The sequence below is a fragment of the Pseudomonas sp. sp1636 genome, assembly GCF_030376615.1.
Lineage (GTDB): Bacteria > Pseudomonadota > Gammaproteobacteria > Pseudomonadales > Pseudomonadaceae > Aquipseudomonas.
On sequence record NZ_JARRAB010000020.1, the window covers coordinates 55,116 to 73,986 of the forward strand.

Here is an 18,871-nt window from a genome sequence, read left to right on the forward strand (position 1 = left end):
GGTAGCTGCTGGGCATTCGCCTGCAAGAACTGCAGGCAAGAAAAAGCCCCGCACGAGGGCGGGGCTTTCTTGTCGCGTTGTCGCGTTAGGCTTGAACGACCGGGATGTTGGCGTTCGCGGCCGCTTCACGGAACTCGGCGATCTGGTCGAAACTCAGGTAGCGATAGACATCGGCTGCCATGGTGTCGATTTCCTTCGCGTAGACCATGTATTCCTCAACGCTCGGCAGGCGAGCCAGGATCGAAGCGACTGCGGCCAGCTCGGCCGAAGCCAGGTAGACGTTGGCACCATCGCCCAGACGGTTGGGGAAGTTACGGGTCGAAGTCGACACCACGGTGGCGTTCGGCTCAACCCGTGCCTGGTTACCCATGCACAGCGAGCAGCCTGGCATTTCCAGACGGGCACCGGCTTTGCCGTAGATGCCGTAGTAGCCTTCTTCGGTGAGCTGGTGCTGATCCATCTTGGTCGGCGGCGACAGCCACAGACGGGTCGGCAGGGTGCCTTCGACTTTTTCCAGCAACTTGCCGGCCGCGCGGAAGTGACCGATGTTGGTCATGCACGAACCGATGAACACCTCGTCGATCTTTTCGCCTTGCACGCTGGACAGCAGACGGGCGTCGTCCGGGTCGTTCGGCGCGCAGAGAATCGGCTCGTTGATCTCGGCCAGATCGATTTCGATGATTTCGGCGTACTCGGCGTCGGCGTCGGCAGACATCAACTCCGGGTTGGCCAGCCAGGCTTCCATCGCCTGGGCGCGGCGTTCGATGGTGCGGGTATCGCCGTAGCCTTCGCTGATCATCCAGCGCAGCAGGGTGATGTTCGACTGCAGGTACTCGGCGATGGCCTTCTCCGGCAGCTTGATGGTGCAGCCAGCGGCGGAGCGCTCGGCCGAGGCGTCGGACAGCTCGAAGGCTTGCTCGACCGTCAGCTCGTCCAGGCCTTCGATCTCGAGGATGCGGCCAGAGAAGGCATTGATCTTGCCTTTCTTCTCGACGGTCAGCAGGCCTTTCTGGATCGCGTAGTAAGGGATGGCATGCACCAGGTCACGCAGGGTGATGCCCGGTTGCAGTTTGCCCTTGAAGCGCACCAGTACCGACTCCGGCATGTCCAGCGGCATGACGCCGGTGGCAGCGGCGAAGGCCACCAGACCGGAACCGGCCGGGAAGGAGATGCCCATCGGGAAGCGGGTGTGCGAGTCGCCACCGGTACCGACGGTGTCCGGCAGCAGCATGCGGTTCAACCAGCTGTGGATGATGCCGTCGCCCGGACGCAGGGACACGCCGCCACGGGTGCGGATGAAATCCGGCAGGGTGTGGTGGGTGGTCACGTCGATCGGCTTCGGGTAGGCCGCGGTGTGGCAGAACGACTGCATCACCAGGTCGGCGGAGAAGCCCAGGCAAGCCAGGTCTTTCAGTTCGTCGCGGGTCATCGGGCCCGTGGTGTCCTGGGAGCCGACGGTGGTCATTTTCGGCTCGCAGTAGGTGCCGGGACGTACGCCCGCGACGCCGCAAGCCTTGCCGACCATCTTCTGCGCCAGGGTGAAACCCTTGCTGCTGGCAGCCGGTTGTTCTGGCAGCTTGAACAGGTCGGTAGTGCCCAGACCCAGCTCGGCGCGTGCTTTCTCGGTCAGGCCGCGGCCGATGATCAGCGGGATACGGCCGCCAGCGCGGACTTCGTCGAGCAGTACCGGGGTCTTCATTTCGAAGGTCGCCAGGACTTCGTCGGTGCCGTGCTTGCAGACTTTACCGGCATGCGGGTACAGGTCGATCACGTCGCCCATGTTCATCTGCGAGACGTCGAATTCGATCGGCAGGGCGCCGGCGTCTTCCATGGTGTTGTAGAAGATCGGGGCGATCTTGTTGCCGAAACAGAAGCCGCCGGCACGCTTGTTCGGCACATTCGGCACATCATCGCCGAAGAACCACAGCACCGAGTTGGTGGCGGATTTACGCGAGGAGCCGGTGCCGACCACGTCACCCACATAAGCGATAGGGAAGCCTTCGCCACGCATGGTTTCGATCTGCTTCATCGGGCCGGTGACGCCTTGCTCGTCCGGTACTATGCCGTCACGGGCCATTTTCAGCATGGCCAGGGCGTGCAGCGGGATATCCGGGCGCGACCAGGCATCTGGAGCAGGGGACAGGTCGTCGGTGTTGGTTTCGCCGGTGACCTTGAACACGCGCAGGCTGATCTTGTCGGCCAGGGTGGGACGGTTCTTGAACCACTCGCCATCGGCCCAGGATTGCAGCACGGCTTTCGCATGAACGTTGCCGTTCTTGGCTTTTTCGGCGACGTCGTGGAAGGCGTCGAACATCAGCAGGGTGTGCTTCAGTTGCTCGGCCGTTACGCCAGCCAGTTCGCTGTCGTCGAGCAGCTCGACCAGCGTGGCGATGTTGTAGCCGCCCTGCATGGTGCCCAGCAGTTCGACCGCGTGTTGTTTGCTGATCAGCGGGGAAGTGGTTTCGCCTTTGGCGATGGCGGAGAGGAAACCGGCCTTGACGTAGGCGGCTTCATCGACGCCTGGCGGCACACGGTTGCTGATCAGGTCGAGGAGAAAGGCTTCTTCGCCAGTCGGCGGGGATTTCAGCAGCTCGATCAGGCCTGCGGTTTGTTCGGCGTTCAGCGGCTGGGGCACGATACCCTGAGCGGCACGCTCTGCTACGTGTATGCGATAGGCTTCAAGCACAGTTATTACCCTCATCAGTGGTCCCAAAGGGTTGTCCGGGACGCGATCCAGAAAACTCTGAACCAGGCGCTTCGTGGCTTTATGGGCCCCTCAGCCGAGGTTTCAGAGGTTTCTTGCAGAAGCTGTTTTCAAAGTTTTACGCCGGCAGGACGGCTTGATGAGGGCTGGCGCAGGCCCTTGAAAAGGGGCTTCCAAGGGCCTGCGCCAACATCGTACCTGCAGGATCGACTGTGCTCGTGACGCTTTGAAAACAGCTTCCAACGGACTATTGGTGCCTATAAAAGGCGGGCCGATTCTACTGGAAAGCTTTGATAAAGTTAAGCTAAAGGCCCACGGCAAGCCGGTTGGCCGAATTGTTTGCGTTCAACGGAGAGATGCGGCGAAAGTCGGTGAAAAAGATGGTTTGCATGGGGTTAAAGCGCAAATTTGGCCATTAATCCAGGCTGCGGCTAAGGGCGAGCGGGTGTTCGGCCGGCCCGTCGATAGGGGTGAACTGACTTAGACAAAGGGCTAAGATGCCTGCCTTTTCGCCAGTATGTATTTAGCCCCGCCATGTCCAGTCAGCGTATCAAGACGCCGTGTGTCGGCCTTTGTTCTACCGTTTACGGTGATTTGGTCTGCCGTGGCTGCAAGCGCTTTCACCATGAGGTGATTAACTGGAACGGCTACAGCGACGGGGAAAAACGTGCAGTCTGGTTGCGCCTCGAAGTGCTGCTGGTGCAGGTGATGACGGCCAAGCTGGAAGTCTTCGACGATGCGCGCCTGCGCAGCCAGTTGGAGCAGCGGAAAATCCGTTTCGTGCCGCAGCAGTCGCCTTATTGCTGGGCCTACCAATTGATTGCCCGCGGCGCTCGGGCAATCAACCAGCTGCAAGCCTACGGTCTGGTATTGCTGCCAGAGTTTCGCGGCTGGACCCTGCCGCAACTGCGTGACGCCATCGACCGCGAATTCTTTCTGCTCTCCGAGGCGCATTACCAGCGCTATATCGCGCCGAAATTTCTCCTTGAGGGCCTGCAGGCGCGCGATTGAGCTGCAGCCAGATACGACAAGGCCGCCTGAGCGGGCGGCCTTGTCGTATCTGGGAATTCCCCGGCAAGCGATCTTTTCACAGCCTCTCAGTGCTGAGCCACCAGTTCTTCCAGGTGGGCGATGATGTCATCGGGCTTGAGCACCAGTACGTCACAATCCAGCACGTCGAGAATCACCTCGGCAGTGTTGCCGATCAGTGCCCCAGACAAGCCGGTGCGAGCCACGGTGCCGATCACGGTCACGGCGGTATTCAACTGATGAGCAATTTGCGGAATCAGCACGTCGGCCGGGCCTTCGGCGACATGCAGGCGCTCCTCGGCAATGGCGTATTCGGCCTGGAAGGCTTTGCATTGCTCGCGGTAGCGCGCCTCGATGGTTTCTTTCAATTGGAAGACCGGATCCGCGGCCGACAGCATCGGTGCCGGGTGGGCGCTGATCACATGCAGGGTGGCCTTGGCCAGTGCGGCGATGTCGTAGCCGTGGTTGACGATGCTGTTATGCAGGGTGCGGTGCTCACTGTCGGCGTTACCGACATCGACCGCGGCGAGGATGGTGCCGCCAGTCCAGGGCTTGTCGGTTTTCACCATCAGCACCGGGGCCGGGCAATAACGCAGCAGTTTCCAGTCGTCCGGAGTGAGAAGGGCTTTTTTCAATGGGTTGTCGGGAAAGTGCTGCTTGATCACCAGGCCACAGCCTTCGGCTTGCTGCACGGTGACGATGGTCTGGTGCAGGTTCTCATGCCAAGCCTGCTGGCTGGAGGTGCTGTAGCCCTCTTTGTCGAGCGTGACGCACAGATCGCTGAGATAAGCCGAGTGGTCTTGCTTCTTGTCACAGACCAGCAAGTGCAAATGCGATTGCGTCACGCCAGCGATCAATTTGGCCCGCTTGAGTGCCAAGCCTTCGGGTCGTTCTGGTTCCATGACCACTAAAATGTTGCGAATGGCTTGCATGCTCGTCTCCGTTCGAGGTGGGTGTGACTAGTAAATACTATAGATGCAGCAACAGCACTGTGTCTTTGCCCGGTGTCAACGGCATGGCTGGCTGTTCGCGGCGCCATTCGTATAATGGCCGCCCAGCCCACCAGACGCGGCTGCCATCGAACTTCGTGAGCTTATGCAACTGTTATCTGAAATTGAAGCGTTCTTGCTTTGCCCAACGCCTGACGCCTGGATTGCCCAAGCCTTGCAAAATCAGGACGTGATGCTGATAGATCACGCCAATTGCGAGAAGAAGGCCGCATCAACCGCCTTGACCCTGCTTTTTCGCTATATCGAAAAGGCCGATTTGCAATATAACTTGTCGCGTTTGGCCCGTGAGGAGTTGCGCCATTTCGAGCAGGTTGCAGCGCTGATGAAGAAGCGTGGCATTGCCTATCGTCCGGTCAGCGCGGCCTTGTATGCCCAACGCTTGCACAAGCACATGCGCACCAGCGAGCCGCACAAGCTGGTGGATACCCTGATCGTCGGCGCTTTTATCGAGGCGCGCTCCTGTGAGCGGTTCTTCCGTCTGGCACCACACCTCGATGAGGAATTGGGGCAGTTCTATCGCTCGCTGCTCAAGTCCGAGGCACGGCATTACCAAGGTTATCTAAAAATGGCCCGTGATTATGCCGGCGAGCCAATCGATGAGCGGGTGGCCTACTTCGCCGAGGTCGAGCGCGACGCCATCCTCACCCCGGACAAGGAATTCCGCTTCCACAGTGGCGCTGCCGCTGGCTGACAGCCGCCTAGGCGACCGCGCTGCCGATGCAGCGTTGCCAGGCTTCGATAAAGTCGCGCGGGTGACCCTGTGGCCGAAATACCCGGCGCCACACCCGGGCCAGGGCGAGCAGGTCGTCGGCCGCCGGCAATTCGCGCTGATCCGCCTCGATCAGCATCCAGGCGATGGCGGTGGCGTAACGCAGGTTGACCGTCAGTTCAAGGTGCGGCGCCGCCAGAAAGGCGTGCTGGCTGGCTAGCCCGCGGATCCGGCTGGCCAGTTCCGGGTCGAGCGCCAGGTATTGATCCCAGAGCTGTTGATGGCGCAGTTCGGCGATGCGGTACAGGCCATGGCCACCCTGGTCGTCCAGCGCCGAGCCCAGCGCCGACTGGCAGGCGGCAGCGCCCAGGAGCAAGACTTCAGCGGCAAGTGAGTGGCGCCCCAGATAAACCAGAGTGGGGCGTATGACATGCTGGACTAATTCGCCGGCTGCAATTCCCATATAGCCCTCGCGAAAAATGACCGGTGGGGCCGGGGGCGCGTGGCAGCTTGTGATCGTTCTTGGAAAGGCCCCACCGGAAGCGGAGGTTAGCCGCTTAATTTGAAGTGTAGTGCGACCTTTTGGCTGTAAAAGGCTGTTTTTAAATTGTTTTCAGCTTTCGGTTATTACCCATATTCCGCTTAGTGCTTAGCCCGAAAGCGCAGGCGTAATCTGCCGGCATCGGTTTGGTTTTGCGGATGACCTGCTCAACTCAGCGATTGCCCACGTCGCCAGGCACCGCACGGATCTGTAGGGCCGCATGTTCCCGGCATTTTTCCTACTCCCCAGTCATGGGGCCGCTGACGGGCGCGGCCCATCTACAGGGGATTGGCGGCGTGGGCTGCTCTTGTAGGAGGGCCGACCTCGGCGCGAGGCTTTGGCGGTTCTGCGGCCTGCATCGGCGCAAGGTCGCGCCTGCCAGATGAGTTCAGCGCTGCGTTTGCCTAGGTCGCGGTGGCAATGGCCACGTGACGACCCAGGGGCTGAAGCATGGCTGTTAACGGCTGCGTGTTTGTTCGTCTCCCGTCGCTACAGGCCGGGTCGGGTCGGTGATCCACTCGCTCCAGGAGCCGGCATACAGCGGCGCCAGTGGGTAGCCGGCGAGACACAGGGCGAACAGGTTGTGGCACGCGGTGACGCCGGAGCCGCAGTAGGCCACCAGCCCGCTGGCCGGGCGTGTGCCGAGCTGCGCGGCAAAACGCTGGCGCAGTTCGCTGGCCGGCAGGAAACGTCCCGTGCTGTCCAGGTTGTCGGTAAAGGGCGCACAGCGCGCGCCGGGGATATGCCCGGCGACCGGGTCGAGCGGTTCCACCTCGCCGCGAAAGCGCGGCAGGGCGCGGGCGTCGAGCAGGGTGAGCTGGGGGGTGTCCAGGCGTTGCAGCAGCTGAGCGGCACTGAGCAGCAGGCTGGCATCGGCTTGTCCGCTGAAGCCTCCGGGCTCGGGGTTCGGCAGCGCTTGAGTCGGCGCGAAGCCCGCCTGCTGCCAGGCCTGCCAGCCGCCGTCGAGCAGGTAGACGCCCTCGCGCTTGCCCAGCCAGGCCAGCAACCACCAGGCGCGGGCAGCAAAAGCGCCGGAACCGTCGTCATACAGCACGACTGTGCTGTTGTCGTTCAGCCCCCATTCACGCAGGCGTGCCAGTAGTCGAGTCGGCTCCGGCAGGGGATGGCGGCCGGTCGTGCCTTTATGGATCGGCCCGGACAGGTCGCGCTCGAGGTCGGCGAACAGCGCGCCGGGGATATGCCCTGCACTATAGCTGCGTTGGCCGTAGGCCGGCTCATCCAGGGCGAAGCGGCAGTCGAGGATGACCAGTTCGGGTTGCCCAAGGCGGGCCTTGAGCGCGTCGGCGGTGAGCAGTTGGGCGAGGGGCATGCTGGGCATCCTTGGCAAAGACTGATTCGAAACATGATAACCGCGCAATAGAGCATGTCATATCGGTCTGCTGATCCGGCATATTGGCAGCCGTCGTTGCGCGGATATTCTCGCGCGCCACTTGGCCGGCCATGTTGCGCTGCCCTGGCGGGGTTGTCGCTAACGCCGGACTTATCCAGCCCATTGTTCCGAAGGGATGAGGTGTCTGTGCATCCTCTGTTGATCGTTGTGATGTTTACCCTCTCGGCCGGCATTGCCATGCCGCTAGGGGCGGCACTGGCCAGTGTCGAGCATATTCGCCCGTACTGGCTGGAGAGCGAGTTCCGGCACAGCGTAGTGGCCTTCGGTGGCGGTGCGCTGCTGGCAGCGGTGGCGTTGGTGTTGGTGCCCCAGGCGATTGCCCAGTTGAGTCCGTGGTCGGCGGCGTTATGCTTCTGTGCCGGCGGCATGGCGTTCATGGGGCTGGATATTTTGCTCTACCGCATGAAGACCTCGGCCAGTCAACTGGCGGCAATGCTGGCGGATTTCATTCCAGAGTCGCTGGCGTTGGGGGCCGCATTTGCGCTGGGCGGTGATGGTGCGCTGCTGCTGGCCGGCTTGATGATGCTGCAGAACTTGCCGGAAGGCTTTAATGCGTATCGGGAGCTGAGAAAGGCGACTGCCTACAGCCGCGCAAAAATACTCATCCTGTTTACGGCCATGGCGTTGCTCGGCCCGCTGGCCGGCGTGTCGGGTTACTTGTGGTTGTCCAATTCACCCCTGTGGGTGGCGCTGATCATGCAGTTTGCCGCCGGGGGTATCCTCTATTCGGTGTTTCAAGATATCGCGCCACAGGCCAAGCTGAACAAGCATTGGGCGCCATCGCTGGGGGCCTTGCTGGGCTTTGTGCTGGGTATCGTCGGGCACATGCTTACGGTGGTTTGAGCGCTGCTGTATGGTTCAGCCTCTTTCAAGCTCACAGAGCCATGAGGCCGCCATGAAGCGTTTTGTACTGCTCGATACCGCCCAGATTCCCGATGGCTCCGGGGCGCTCTGCCTGTTCGAGTACGGCGAGGATTTTGTGATCAAGATTGCCGGTGGCGATGGCGGTCAGTTGATGAACACGCGCATGCACGGCTCGGAAGACGCCCTGGCGGCGATTCCTTGCAAAAAAGTCGCCGGGCGTCCGGATTCGCGGGTACTGATCGGCGGTCTGGGCATGGGCTTCACCCTGGCGGCGGCGCTGCAGAACCTGGGCAAGACGGCCGTAGTGGAGGTGGCCGAACTGGTGCCCGGGGTGGTCGAGTGGAACCGCGGTCCGCTGGGGGCCAAGGCCGGCTACCCGTTGCTCGATTCGCGCACGCGGGTGGTGCAGGATGATGTGGCCAATTGCCTGAAGACGGCGGATAAACGTTATGACGCCATCATGCTCGACGTCGACAACGGCCCCGAAGGCCTGACCCAGAAGCGCAACAGCTGGCTGTATGGCGCGCAAGGCTTGCAGCGCTGTCACCAGGCGTTGCGGCCCAAGGGGCTGCTGGCGGTGTGGTCGGCCAGTGCCGACCGGCAGTTCGCCGACAAGGTGCGCAAGGCCGGCTTCAAGGTGGACGAAGTGCAGGTCTATGCCCATGGCAACAAGGGTACCCGGCACACCATCTGGATTGCCGAAAAACTCAAATAGCCGAACAGCAGGCGTTGTCGCGCAGGCTGCTTAGCGAATTGCCAGTTTGCCGATGTGGCCATCATTCAGACTGGCGAAGTCAGGGGTTCGGCTCGCTCCCGGCAGGCGATGACAGGGTTCTGTGTCGGTTTGCGGGCGCGCAATGCCCGGCAAAGGGCGAGGTCGATATATACTGCGCGGCATTCTGATGGGAGAGCCGCGTGGCTATTGATATTCACTGGATTCGCGACAACGCCAGCCTGGCGCAGTATTGCCTCAGCTGGCGCAGCCTGCCCTTCGTGGCGGTGGACACCGAGTTTATGCGGGTCGACACCTTTTACCCGATTGCCGGCCTGCTGCAGGTCAGCGAAGGCGAGCGGGCCTACCTGATCGACCCGCTGCTGATCGACGACTGGGCGCCGTTCAGCGCCTTGCTGCAAGACCCGGCCGTGGTCAAGGTGTTGCATGCCTGCAGCGAAGACCTGGAAGTCTTCCTGCGCCTGACCGGCAGTTTGCCAGTGGCCTTGTTCGACACCCAGTTGGCCGCCGCCTACCTCAATCTCGGCTTCTCCATGGGCTATTCACGCCTGGTTCAGGCCGTGCTGAACATCGAGCTGCCGAAGGGCGAGACGCGTTCGGACTGGCTGCAGCGCCCACTCAGCGAAACCCAGGTCAGCTATGCCGCCGAGGATGTGTTGCACCTGGCCGAGGTCTATAACCTGCTGCAGCAACAACTGTCGGCCGAGAAAAATGCCTGGGTGCTGGAAGACGGCGCCGAGCTGGTGGCCAGCTTGGGCCGTGAAGTCGCCCCGGAAGAGGTCTACCGCGAGGCCAAGCTGGCCTGGAAACTGTCCCGTGCGCAGTTGGCGGTGTTGCGCCAACTCTGTGCCTGGCGCGAGCGCGAGGCCAGGGCGCGCAATCAGCCGCGCAACCGCATCATCCGCGAACATTCGCTGTGGCCGTTGGCCCGCACCCAGCCGGACAATCTGGTGGCGCTGGCGCGGATCGACGACATGCACCCGAAAACCGTGCGCCAGGACGGCGAGTTCCTGCTCCAGTTGATCGAGAATGCCGCCGCCACGCCATCGGCCGATTGGCCCGAGGCGTTGCCCGAACCCTTGCCGCTGGAAGCTTCGGCATTGCTGAAGAAGCTGCGCGCCATCGGTCAGCGCGAAGCCGAGCGGCTGAACATCGCCCCGGAGCTGATGCTGCGCAAGAAAACCCTCGAAGCCCTGCTGAAAACCGGCTACCCCAATGGCCCCTACCAATTGCCGGACTCGCTGCGCGGCTGGCGCCGTGAGTTGATGGGCCAGGCACTGCTCGATTGCCTGGCTGCTACAGGAGAATCCGCGTGAAACGCATCTGCTCGATCTACAAAAGCCCGCGCAAGAACGAGATGTACCTCTATGTGCTGAAAAGCGATGCCCTGGAGCGGGTGCCGGAAAGCCTGCTGGCGGCGTTCGGCCCGCCGACCCTGGCCTTCAGCATGGTGCTCACCCCGGAGCGCAAGCTGGCCCGCGAGGACATCCACACCGTGCTGGAAAACCTCGAGAAGCAGGGCTACCACCTGCAGATGCCGCCGCCGGAAGATGACTACATCGAGCACCTGCCGGACGAATTGCTGCGCCGCAACGACCCGGTGTGACCGCCATGCGCGTCCTGATCGGCGAAACCGCACATGCCCGCTATGCCGAGCTGCTGAGCCAGGCGCTGCCTGGACTTGAGCTGCACGGCAGCGCCGATCCGCTCGAACTGGCACACTGGGCGGGGCGTTGTCCGCTCTGGCTCGGTCAGCCGGATCTGCTCGCCGCCTTGCTGGAGCAGGGCCACCAGCCGCAGTGGCTGCAGTCGACCTGGGCCGGCATCGCGCCGCTGCTGGCGGCCGACCTGCCGCGCGATTACCAGTTGAGCCGCGCGGTGGGCATCTTCGGCCAGGTGATGGCCGAATACGTGCTCTGTCACCTGTTGGCTCACGAGCGCCAGTTGTTCGCCCGTCTGGCCGCCCAGGTCGAGCGCTGCTGGGATAACCGCCTGCCGCAGAGCCTGGCCGGGCGTCGGGTATTGATCGTCGGCAGCGGCGATATCGGCCTGAGCGTGGCGCAGTTCCTCGCCCCGTTCGGCGTCGAGCTGTACGGCGTGGCCAGTCGCGCGCGCGTCTTGCCGCCTTTTCTTGAAGTAGCCGGCCTCGATCAGCTGCCGCGCCTGGCCAGCCAGGTCGATTACCTGATCAACCTGTTGCCGGACACCCCGGCCACGCGCGATATCTACGATGCCGCGCTACTCGCCCAACTCAAGCCCAGTGCCTTGTTGATCAATGCCGGACGCGGTGTGGCCGTGGTCGATGCCGATCTGGTCGCGGCGCTGCAGCAGGGCCGGTTGGCCGGCGCGGTGATCGATGTCTGCCGCGAGGAGCCGCTGCCGGTTGACCACCCGTTCTGGAACGCGCCGCGCCTGTTGCTCACCGGGCACAGCTCCGCGCCCACCGAGCCACGCCTGCTGGTGCAGTTGTTCGTCGACAATCTGCGCCGTTACCAGGCCGGCCGCGCATTGCGCGGCGCGGTGGATTTTGCCCGCGGTTATTGAGTCCTGCGCATGGGGGGCTTCCCCGGGTTGCCCGCGTCGGCAAAGGCATCGCGCTGGGGTCGGCCCTCCTACAAAAGCAGCAAACACCGCTATCCCTGTAGGAGGCGGTGGTTTGCTTGCCATTCGGCCCGCCGGCCTTGGCCGCGTGCGGGGGGCGCGCTAGACTGCCGGCCTTTTCGCCAGTCACCGTACCCTCGCCATGGCCGCCAAAGTCGAACCCTTCTGGAAACGCAAAACCCTCGAACAGCTCGATCAGGACGAGTGGGAGTCGTTGTGCGACGGCTGCGGCCTGTGCTGCCTGCAAAAGCTCGAGGATGAGGACGACGGCAGCGTCTACTACACGCGTGTCGCCTGCAAGTTGCTGGATCTGGATACCTGCCGCTGCACCGACTACGGCAATCGCCGGCAATTCGTGGCCGATTGCATCCAGCTCACCCCGGCCCAGGCCGACCAGTTCCAGTGGCTGCCGCCGACCTGCGCCTATCGCCTGGTCAGCGAAGGCAAGGATCTGCTGCTGTGGCATCACCTGGTCTGCGGCGACCCTGAACAAGTGCACAAGCAGCGGATTTCCCAAGCCGGGCGCATGCTCAGCGAAAACAGCGTGGCCGAGGACGACTGGGAAGAACACCTGATTTTTCGCGCCGGCTGAGGCGGTTTGCGCGTTAAAACGCTATAACGCTCAGGTTGTATTGAGTTGCACGGCTGGTTTCCGGTCTATGCAATGCACTGACCCGTCCCGTCAAGGAAATGCCCATCATGATGATCTGTCGCCGTTTGTCGTTCGCCTTACTGCTGAGCCTGTGCGCACCGCTATGGGCGGCGCAGAAAGTCGACCTGGATTACCACGTGCGCTTCCTGCCCGAGAGCGATCAGGCCGAAGTCAGCCTGACCCTGGAGAAAGGCGAGCGGGTGCTCAGCCTGGCGTTCGATCTGGGCGATAAGGGCGACTACAGCGACTTCAGTGCCGACGGCGAATGGATCCAGGAAAGCCCCCAGCGTGGTGTCTGGCAGCCAGGCCAGGGGGTGGCCAAGCTGAGCTACCGCGTGCGTATCAGTCAACCGCGCGGGGACAACCGTTTCGACGCGCGCATGACCGAGGACTGGGCCCTGCTGCGCGGCGACCACCTGGTGCCCAGCGCCCAGTTGCGTCAGGAGGACAAGACCGAACTGGTCGCGCGCCTGCAGTTCGAGCTGCCCAAGGGCTGGCGTGGCGTCGAGACCGGCTGGCCGCGTATCGGCAAGAACCGGTTTCGTATCGACAACCCGCAGCGCAAGTTTGACCGCCCGACCGGCTGGATCCTCGCTGGCAAGATAGGCACGCGCCGCGCCAAGCTCGGTGAGACCGATGTGACCATCGCCGCGCCGATTGGCGAGGGCATGCGCCGCATGGACATTCTCACCCTGCTGACTTTCGTCTGGCGGGAAGCCCAGGCGGTGTTCCCGCGCGACCCGGCCAAACTGCTGATCGTCGGTGCCGGCGACCCCATGTGGCGTGGTGGCCTGTCGGCGTCCAACTCCTATTACATGCACGCCGACCGCCCGCTGTTCAGCGAGAACGGCACCAGCTCCCTGGTGCATGAGCTGGTGCATGTGTTCAGCCGCATTCGGGCGCGCGATCGCAGCGACTGGATTACCGAGGGCTTGGCCGAGTACTACGCCATCGAACTGGTGCGCCGCGCGGGTGGTTTGAGTGAAGAGCGCTACCAGAAAGTCCGCGAGCAGCAAGTTAAGTGGAGCAAATCGGTGAAGAGCCTGCGCGGCAATAATGTCAGCGGCGCGGTGACCGCGCGTGCGGTGCTGTTGCTGCAGGAGCTGGATCGGGAAATTCGTCAGCAGACCAAGGGCAGCACCGAGCCGCGCTCGCTGGACGATGTGACCCGCGGCTTGATGCGCCTGGACAAGGCCAGCACCAAGGACTTTATCGAGATCAGCGAGAACGTGATGGGCGGCCCTTCCAGCGTGCTCGCCAGCAAACTGCTGCGCTAGACCACTATCGCCGCGAGGCGCGTGACCTATATGGATGTGGGAAATGCCGCCAGCCCGTCAGGAACGGGTGCGGCCCTCCTGCAGGGGGTCGCGGTGCTGGCCGCTTTTGTAGGAGGGCCGACCTCGGCGCGATGCTTTTGATTGTTGGGCAGGCCTGCGGCCTCTAGAACTTGGGCCCGGACTTGGTGTGGTTGCCCTTGGCCATGCGGTCGTAGAGCACCACATTGACCGTCGCTGCGAGGTTCATGCAGCCCTGGGTGGGGATATAGATCACGTCCTCGCACCAGGCGCGGATCTCCTTGTCGAGGGAGCCGTCTTCCGGGCCGAAGATATAGATGGCGCGATCCGGGTGGGTGTATTGCGGCAAGGGGCGGGCGCCGTCGACCAACTCCACCGCGACCGGGGTGCAGCCCAGCGGAATGATCTTCTGCAGGTCATCGATGCCGATCAGCGGGATATCCATATAAACGCGCTTGGTGTCGGTGATGAAGTCGCGGGCGCGTTCATAGCGCTTGCCGGTGTAGAACACCGAGCTGACCCCATAGCAACCCGCCGCGCGCATGACGGCGCCGACGTTCTCTGGGGATTTTGGGTTGAATAAACCAATGCAGCTGTATCGTTTGTTCGCCACGTAGCCGGCCTTGCGGGTAAAAACCGGCATTATACGGGGTTAAGGCGAGGGGGCTCGCTCTTTGCGCGTTGGAGCGCGGCCACGCCCGGCGTGCCCTGGTCGCCAGCGCCGCGCAGCGGCATGCATGAGTCCGCTCTGCAAGCAGCCTCAGTCTTTGTTTTTCAGCAGGGCAGCCAGGTCGGCGAAGGCCTTGTGGGTCGATTTCGCTCCTTGCGGGCTGGCGGTCGAGCCCTCGCTGAAGTACTGCTGGTCGGTGTAGCGCGCGTGCTCGTTGTCGTGGCAGTACAGGCACAGCAACTCCCAGTTGGAGCCATCTTGCGGGTTGTTGTCGTGGTTGTGGTCGCGGTGGTGCACGGTCAACTCGCTCAGGCGCTTGCCGGAAAACTCCCGGGCGCAACGGCCGCAGACGTGCGGGTACATTTTCAGGGCTTTATCCCGGTAGCCTTCTTCGCGGCTGCGCTGGGCCTCGGCGAGGATGCGATCCAGCTTGGCGGTAGGCGAGGGCGATGGGTTCGTGCTCATGGTTGGTCTCGTGGCTAAACACTAATACCGACAGTGTAGCCCTGCCGGTGGTCGGCGAGAACAGCCGGACGGGCACTTATCGAACCCGCGCGTGCCCAAAGGCCAAGAGCCCGGATAACAGGAGGTGGATGATGCGCCTGACCAGCGTGTTGCCGTTGGCCCTGGCGGCCCTGTGCAGTCTCGCGTCTTATGCGCGGGACTACCCCGGGCTCATCCCCCAGGAGCGGCCGGCCGGCTCGCCCGGCACCGCTACGCCGCAGCCCTTCAGCCAGCCGCTGCCGCGCAATCTGCCGAGTCCGGCGCCGAATAATCCGCCCTTGCTCAACGACGGTACGGGCTACAAGGCCAATCCCTCCGGCGGTTCCCTGGCTCCGCCAGATGGCGAGTTACCGCTACTGGAGCAGCAGCGCCAGCGCAACAGTCAGGGCTTGCCGGGCAGCCGCAAGGGCCGCGAATAAACTGAGCCTTGCCAGCAATGACAAAGCTTCGCGGCGAGCAGCCTGGAGTTCGAGCGTGGCGGATGCGGATCGCTGTCAACCGCTCTGCAGGCGCCTAGCCCAGCTTGAACACCTTGAACAGAAAGGCATATTCCAGCGCCACGTCCCTGAGTGCCTGGTAGCGTCCGCTCATGCCGCCATGACCGGCGTCGAGGTCGGTCTTGAGCAGCAGCAGGCGGTTATCGGTCTTGTTGGCGCGCAGCTTGGCCACCCACTTGGCCGCCTCCCAATACTGCACGCGGCTGTCGTTGTAGCCGGCCACGGCGAGTATTGCCGGGTAGGCCTGGGCCTTGACGTTTTCGTAGGGCGCGTAGTTTTTGATCCGCTCGAACACCGCGGGCTCGTGCGGGTCGCCCCATTCGTCGTACTCGGTCACGGTCAGCGGCAGATCGGGATTCTGCATGGTATTGAGCACGTCGACGAAGGGCACCTCGGCGATGGCGGCGGCGAACAATTCGGGGCGCTGGTTGAGCACCGCGCCGATCAGCAGGCCGCCGGCGCTGCCGCCGCTGATGGCGAGCCGATCCGGACTGGTGTAGCCGCTGGCGATCAGGTGCTCGGCACAGGCGATGAAGTCGCTGAAGCTGTTGTGCTTGTGTTCCAGTTTGCCGGCGCGGTACCAGGCTTCGCCCAGCTCGCCGCCGCCGCGCACATGGGCAATGGCGAAGACGCAACCGCGCTCAAGCAGGCTCAGGCGCGCGTGGGAGAACCAGGGGTCGAGGCTTTCGCCGTAGGCACCGTAGCCATAGAGGTAGAGCGGGGCAGGCTGGCCAAGCACGGCACGCTTGGCCACCAGGCTGATGGGCACCTGGCTGCCGTCCGGGGCGGTGGCCCACAGGCGCTGGCTGACATAGCTGTCGGCGTCGAACGGGCCGAGTACCGGGGTTTCCTTGAGTACCTGTTGTGCGCCGCTGGCGAGACTCAGTTGGCGGATCTGCGCCGGACGGTTGAGTGCTTCGTAGCGCAGACGAATCACCGGGCTGGCGAACTCCAGGCTGTCCTGCACGTAGAGGCTGTAGGCGGCATCCGGCAGGATCACCCGATAGGCGGGTTGATCCCGGGCATGCACCTCGATGATCGGCAGGCCACCCTCGCGCAGGCTGAGGATCAGCGCGCTGTCGTTCAAACTCACGCCTTCGAGCATCACCTGCGGGTCATGGCCGCGTAGTGGCTGCCAATGTTCGCGGCTCGGCGTCTGCGCGGCGGTGCTTTGCTTCACGCAGTACAAGGCGAAGTTGATACCGCTCTGGTTGCTGCGGATCAGCCAGGCCCAGTCGCCATCGACTTTGCCGTGGTCGACGTAATATTCGTGACCGTCCTCGCGTGTTGCCAGGCAGCTGAATGTCGCGTCCGGGGTGTCGGCATCCAGCACCCAGACCTCGCTGGTGGTTTTGCTATTGAGCAGCAGCACCAACTGACGTTCGGAACTGGCGCGGTAGCAGTTGAGAAAGAAACGCCCGTCGGCCTCGTGGAACACCAGTTCGGCCGAGTCGCTGCCGAGCCGGTGGCGATACAGCTTGTGCGGGCGATGGCAGTCGTCCAGTTCGCCGAAGAACAGCGTCTGGCTGTCGTTGGCCCAGGTCATGCTGCCGTCGCAGTCGGTGAAGGGCAGCTCGCTGAGCTCGCCAGTGACCAGGTTCTTGACGAACAGCTGGTAAGTCTCGTCGCCGCTGGTGTCCAGGCTGTAGGCCAGAAGCTGGTGGTCCTGGCTGACGCTGAAGCTGCCGAGCGAGAGAAAACCGCCGTTGGCCAGGGCGTTGGGGTCGAGTAGCAGTTGCTCGGCGCTTTCATCGGCGTCGAGCGAGCCATCGGCCGGGCGCGGGCAGCGGTAGTGGCGCGGGTATTCGTCGCCGGCGGTGGTGCGTTGGTAATACAGATAGGCGCCCCAGGGCGAAGGCAGCGACAGGTCGGTCTCGCGGATACGGCCCTTGATCTCCTGGAACAGCGCTTCGCGCAGCTCGCGTTGCTCGGCCAATTCGGCTTCCAGGTAGGTGTTTTCTGCCTTGAGGTACTCGAGTACTTCCTCGCTGTCGCGCTTCTCCAGCCAGCGGTAAGGGTCGGCTGCGTTCTCGGTGCGGGCGATAGGGGCGTGCGGCATGGGGACTCCAAGTCGGTATGGCCGACAGTCAAGGCGCCGGGCTTCGGAAAAGCCGTTATCATAAGCCGCACTGCGTCAGCAGGCCGTTGAAAAATGCAGCCTTCGCGCGCTGTATTTTTCAACGGGCCAGCCCCGTCATGCTTAGAGATCCGCGCTTTATGATCGAGAACGACTATTTACTTGCCTGGGGCGTCTATGCCATCGCGGCCCTGGGTTGCCTGTTGGTGTGGTTTCGCCTGACTCGCTGGATGTGGCGTTACCTGCGTGAACCCTTGCGTGTGCTGGTGGCGGTGCTGCTGTTCAGCCCGACCGTCGTCGACCCGGTCAAGGAGGAGGTGCTCGCCCCGGCGATTGCCATCAGCGCGATGGATCTGTTGCTGGATGTGGGTAACAGCGCCTGGCGCGCGGTGGCCGATCTGGCCATGTACGGCTTGGTCGCATTCGCCCTGTATTTGCTGTTCGTGGCCATTCGCTGGCCCTTGGAACGCTGGTGGAAGGGCCGTCGTGGCCCGCAGCCGCAGGCCGGCGATGAGGATGTGCCGACCCTGCGCGAGATCATGCAACGCGAGAATGGCGACTATGCCGATACGCGTTACGACCAGGGTGGCAAGGGCCGGACACGGGTCGAACCGCGACTTTAAGCGGATTCTTCGCGGCTAAATGACTGGGCGTGCCTGCGGATCTATCTCATCCACGCCACTCGGGCCGCCTGCATATAACGGCGCAAGAGCTCATTGCTTGCACCCGTCGATCCAGATCGTTCAGCATGGAGCTTCTGTGCACAGAGTCGAGAGATTTAACCATGTGTGAATTGCTCGGCATGAGCGCCAATGTGCCCACCGATATCGTTTTCAGCTTTACCGGGCTGATGCGCCGCGGCGGCGACACCGGGCCGCACCGCGACGGTTGGGGGATCGGTTTCTATGAAGGCCGCGGCCTGCGCCTGTTCCAGGATCCGCGCGCCAGCAGCGAGTCGCAAGTGGCGCAACTGGTACAGCGTTACCCGATCAAGAGCGAAGTTGTGATCGGCCATATCCGCCAGGCCAACGTTGGCAAGGTCAGTCTGGCCAATACCCATCCGTTCGTACGCGAGTTGTGGGGGCGTAACTGGTGTTTCGCGCACAACGGCCAGTTGGCGGGCTTTTCTCCGGCACCGAATTTCTACTGGCCCGTCGGCGATACCGACAGCGAGGCGGCTTTTTGCGATCTGCTCAACGGCCTGCGCCAGGCTTTCCCCGAGCCGGTGGCAGTTGAGCTGCTTTTGCCCACCCTGGTGGCTGCCTGCGCGGCCTACCGCCAATACGGCGTCTTCAACTGTCTGCTCAGCGATGGCGACTGGTTATTCAGCTTCTGCTCGAGCAAGTTGGCGCACATTACCCGGCGCGCGCCCTTTGGCCCGGCACGGTTGAAAGATGCCGACGTGCGGGTGGATTTCCAGGCCGAGACCACGCCCGACGATGTGGTGACGGTGCTGGCCACCGAGCCCTTGACCGATAACGAGCGCTGGAATCTGTATCAACCGGGCGAATGGCGGTTGTGGCGGCGTGGCGAGTGTGTGGCTCAGGGCTTGACCGACTGAGCGCGTGGAGAAC

At 63.0% G+C, this 18,871-nt stretch carries 19 protein-coding genes; 12 read left to right on the plus strand and 7 right to left on the minus strand.

Annotation, left to right across the window (positions count from 1 at the left end):
* Positions 1-85 precede the first annotated feature (85 nt).
* Positions 86-2,686: a bifunctional aconitate hydratase 2/2-methylisocitrate dehydratase gene (acnB, locus tag P8H27_RS17795; RefSeq protein ID WP_289639038.1), complete on the minus strand. Its 2,601-nt coding sequence runs from the start codon at positions 2,684-2,686 to the stop codon at positions 86-88.
* A 552-nt stretch (positions 2,687-3,238) separates the two neighbouring features.
* On the opposite strand from acnB, the gene P8H27_RS17800 reads away from it, so the two are divergent.
* Complete coding sequence (locus P8H27_RS17800; protein WP_289639008.1) at positions 3,239-3,715, plus strand: DUF1289 domain-containing protein; 477 nt, start codon at positions 3,239-3,241, stop codon at positions 3,713-3,715.
* A gap of 86 nt (positions 3,716-3,801) precedes the next feature.
* Here P8H27_RS17800 and P8H27_RS17805 read toward each other — a convergent pair whose 3' ends face one another.
* On the minus strand, positions 3,802-4,665 hold the full coding sequence (locus P8H27_RS17805) for a universal stress protein (RefSeq protein WP_289639009.1): 864 nt from the start codon (positions 4,663-4,665) through the stop codon (positions 3,802-3,804).
* A 163-nt stretch (positions 4,666-4,828) separates the two neighbouring features.
* Between P8H27_RS17805 and P8H27_RS17810 the strand changes: the two genes are divergently transcribed.
* Positions 4,829-5,434, plus strand: coding sequence for a tRNA-(ms[2]io[6]A)-hydroxylase (locus P8H27_RS17810; protein ID WP_289639010.1), 606 nt, complete (start codon positions 4,829-4,831; stop codon positions 5,432-5,434).
* Positions 5,435-5,441: 7 nt separating this feature from the next.
* On the opposite strand, the gene P8H27_RS17815 is transcribed toward P8H27_RS17810, so the two are convergent.
* Complete coding sequence (locus tag P8H27_RS17815) at positions 5,442-5,915, minus strand: hypothetical protein (protein WP_289639011.1); 474 nt, start codon at positions 5,913-5,915, stop codon at positions 5,442-5,444.
* 535 nt (positions 5,916-6,450) lie between these two features.
* On the minus strand, positions 6,451-7,323 hold the full coding sequence (locus P8H27_RS17820) for a sulfurtransferase (RefSeq protein WP_289639012.1): 873 nt from the start codon (positions 7,321-7,323) through the stop codon (positions 6,451-6,453).
* A 153-nt stretch (positions 7,324-7,476) separates the two neighbouring features.
* Here P8H27_RS17820 and P8H27_RS17825 point away from each other — a divergent pair, with 153 nt between their 5' ends.
* The 7 genes from P8H27_RS17825 (at position 7,477) to P8H27_RS17855 (ending at position 13,531) form a co-directional block, all read left to right on the plus strand.
* The gene (locus tag P8H27_RS17825) at positions 7,477-8,247 is read left to right on the plus strand and encodes a ZIP family metal transporter (RefSeq protein WP_289639013.1); all 771 of its coding nucleotides are present in this window, start codon (positions 7,477-7,479) and stop codon (positions 8,245-8,247) included.
* A 52-nt stretch (positions 8,248-8,299) separates the two neighbouring features.
* The gene (locus tag P8H27_RS17830) at positions 8,300-8,983 is read left to right on the plus strand and encodes an MnmC family methyltransferase (RefSeq protein WP_289639014.1); all 684 of its coding nucleotides are present in this window, start codon (positions 8,300-8,302) and stop codon (positions 8,981-8,983) included.
* A gap of 200 nt (positions 8,984-9,183) precedes the next feature.
* Positions 9,184-10,317 carry a ribonuclease D gene (gene rnd / locus P8H27_RS17835; RefSeq protein ID WP_289639015.1) on the plus strand — a complete coding sequence of 378 codons (1,134 nt, stop codon included), beginning with the start codon at positions 9,184-9,186 and terminating at the stop codon, positions 10,315-10,317.
* The gene (locus tag P8H27_RS17840) at positions 10,314-10,607 is read left to right on the plus strand and encodes a YcgL domain-containing protein (RefSeq protein WP_289639016.1); all 294 of its coding nucleotides are present in this window, start codon (positions 10,314-10,316) and stop codon (positions 10,605-10,607) included. Before rnd ends, P8H27_RS17840 begins: the two co-directional genes overlap by 4 nt.
* Before the next feature lie 5 nt (positions 10,608-10,612).
* Complete coding sequence (locus P8H27_RS17845; protein ID WP_289639017.1) at positions 10,613-11,545, plus strand: D-2-hydroxyacid dehydrogenase; 933 nt, start codon at positions 10,613-10,615, stop codon at positions 11,543-11,545.
* Between the two features lie 199 nt (positions 11,546-11,744).
* Positions 11,745-12,194 (plus strand): YcgN family cysteine cluster protein, encoded by a 450-nt coding sequence (locus P8H27_RS17850; protein ID WP_289639018.1) that lies wholly within the window; start codon positions 11,745-11,747, stop codon positions 12,192-12,194.
* Between the two features lie 110 nt (positions 12,195-12,304).
* A complete protein-coding gene (locus P8H27_RS17855) occupies positions 12,305-13,531 on the plus strand; it encodes a hypothetical protein (protein WP_289639039.1) in 1,227 nt (408 codons plus the stop codon).
* A 163-nt stretch (positions 13,532-13,694) separates the two neighbouring features.
* Here P8H27_RS17855 and P8H27_RS17860 read toward each other — a convergent pair whose 3' ends face one another.
* Positions 13,695-14,162, minus strand: coding sequence for an RNA methyltransferase (locus P8H27_RS17860; RefSeq protein WP_289639019.1), 468 nt, complete (start codon positions 14,160-14,162; stop codon positions 13,695-13,697).
* A gap of 147 nt (positions 14,163-14,309) precedes the next feature.
* Positions 14,310-14,684 carry a YajD family HNH nuclease gene (locus tag P8H27_RS17865; RefSeq protein ID WP_289639020.1) on the minus strand — a complete coding sequence of 125 codons (375 nt, stop codon included), beginning with the start codon at positions 14,682-14,684 and terminating at the stop codon, positions 14,310-14,312.
* Positions 14,685-14,815: 131 nt separating this feature from the next.
* Between P8H27_RS17865 and P8H27_RS17870 the strand changes: the two genes are divergently transcribed.
* Positions 14,816-15,142: a hypothetical protein gene (locus P8H27_RS17870; RefSeq protein WP_289639021.1), complete on the plus strand. Its 327-nt coding sequence runs from the start codon at positions 14,816-14,818 to the stop codon at positions 15,140-15,142.
* Positions 15,143-15,236: 94 nt separating this feature from the next.
* Here P8H27_RS17870 and P8H27_RS17875 read toward each other — a convergent pair whose 3' ends face one another.
* The gene (locus tag P8H27_RS17875) at positions 15,237-17,279 is read right to left on the minus strand and encodes a S9 family peptidase (RefSeq protein WP_289639022.1); all 2,043 of its coding nucleotides are present in this window, start codon (positions 17,277-17,279) and stop codon (positions 15,237-15,239) included.
* A gap of 158 nt (positions 17,280-17,437) precedes the next feature.
* Between P8H27_RS17875 and P8H27_RS17880 the strand changes: the two genes are divergently transcribed.
* Both P8H27_RS17880 and P8H27_RS17885 read left to right on the plus strand, forming a co-directional pair.
* Positions 17,438-17,920, plus strand: coding sequence for an MFS transporter (locus P8H27_RS17880; protein ID WP_289639023.1), 483 nt, complete (start codon positions 17,438-17,440; stop codon positions 17,918-17,920).
* A gap of 161 nt (positions 17,921-18,081) precedes the next feature.
* Positions 18,082-18,858, plus strand: coding sequence for a class II glutamine amidotransferase (locus P8H27_RS17885; RefSeq protein ID WP_289639024.1), 777 nt, complete (start codon positions 18,082-18,084; stop codon positions 18,856-18,858).
* Positions 18,859-18,871 lie beyond the last annotated feature (13 nt).

Coding starts and splice junctions, on each gene's coding strand:
- P8H27_RS17800 (WP_289639008.1), top strand. CDS start 3,239: ATGTCCAGTCAGCGTATCAAGACGCCGTGTGTCGGCCTTTGTTCTACC.
- P8H27_RS17805 (WP_289639009.1), bottom strand. CDS start 4,665: ATGCAAGCCATTCGCAACATTTTAGTGGTCATGGAACCAGAACGACCC.
- P8H27_RS17810 (WP_289639010.1), top strand. CDS start 4,829: ATGCAACTGTTATCTGAAATTGAAGCGTTCTTGCTTTGCCCAACGCCT.
- P8H27_RS17815 (WP_289639011.1), bottom strand. CDS start 5,915: ATGGGAATTGCAGCCGGCGAATTAGTCCAGCATGTCATACGCCCCACT.
- P8H27_RS17820 (WP_289639012.1), bottom strand. CDS start 7,323: ATGCCCCTCGCCCAACTGCTCACCGCCGACGCGCTCAAGGCCCGCCTT.
- P8H27_RS17830 (WP_289639014.1), top strand. CDS start 8,300: ATGAAGCGTTTTGTACTGCTCGATACCGCCCAGATTCCCGATGGCTCC.
- P8H27_RS17845 (WP_289639017.1), top strand. CDS start 10,613: ATGCGCGTCCTGATCGGCGAAACCGCACATGCCCGCTATGCCGAGCTG.
- P8H27_RS17850 (WP_289639018.1), top strand. CDS start 11,745: ATGGCCGCCAAAGTCGAACCCTTCTGGAAACGCAAAACCCTCGAACAG.
- P8H27_RS17855 (WP_289639039.1), top strand. CDS start 12,305: ATGATCTGTCGCCGTTTGTCGTTCGCCTTACTGCTGAGCCTGTGCGCA.
- P8H27_RS17865 (WP_289639020.1), bottom strand. CDS start 14,684: ATGAGCACGAACCCATCGCCCTCGCCTACCGCCAAGCTGGATCGCATC.
- P8H27_RS17870 (WP_289639021.1), top strand. CDS start 14,816: ATGCGCCTGACCAGCGTGTTGCCGTTGGCCCTGGCGGCCCTGTGCAGT.
- P8H27_RS17875 (WP_289639022.1), bottom strand. CDS start 17,279: ATGCCGCACGCCCCTATCGCCCGCACCGAGAACGCAGCCGACCCTTAC.
- P8H27_RS17880 (WP_289639023.1), top strand. CDS start 17,438: ATGATCGAGAACGACTATTTACTTGCCTGGGGCGTCTATGCCATCGCG.
- P8H27_RS17885 (WP_289639024.1), top strand. CDS start 18,082: ATGTGTGAATTGCTCGGCATGAGCGCCAATGTGCCCACCGATATCGTT.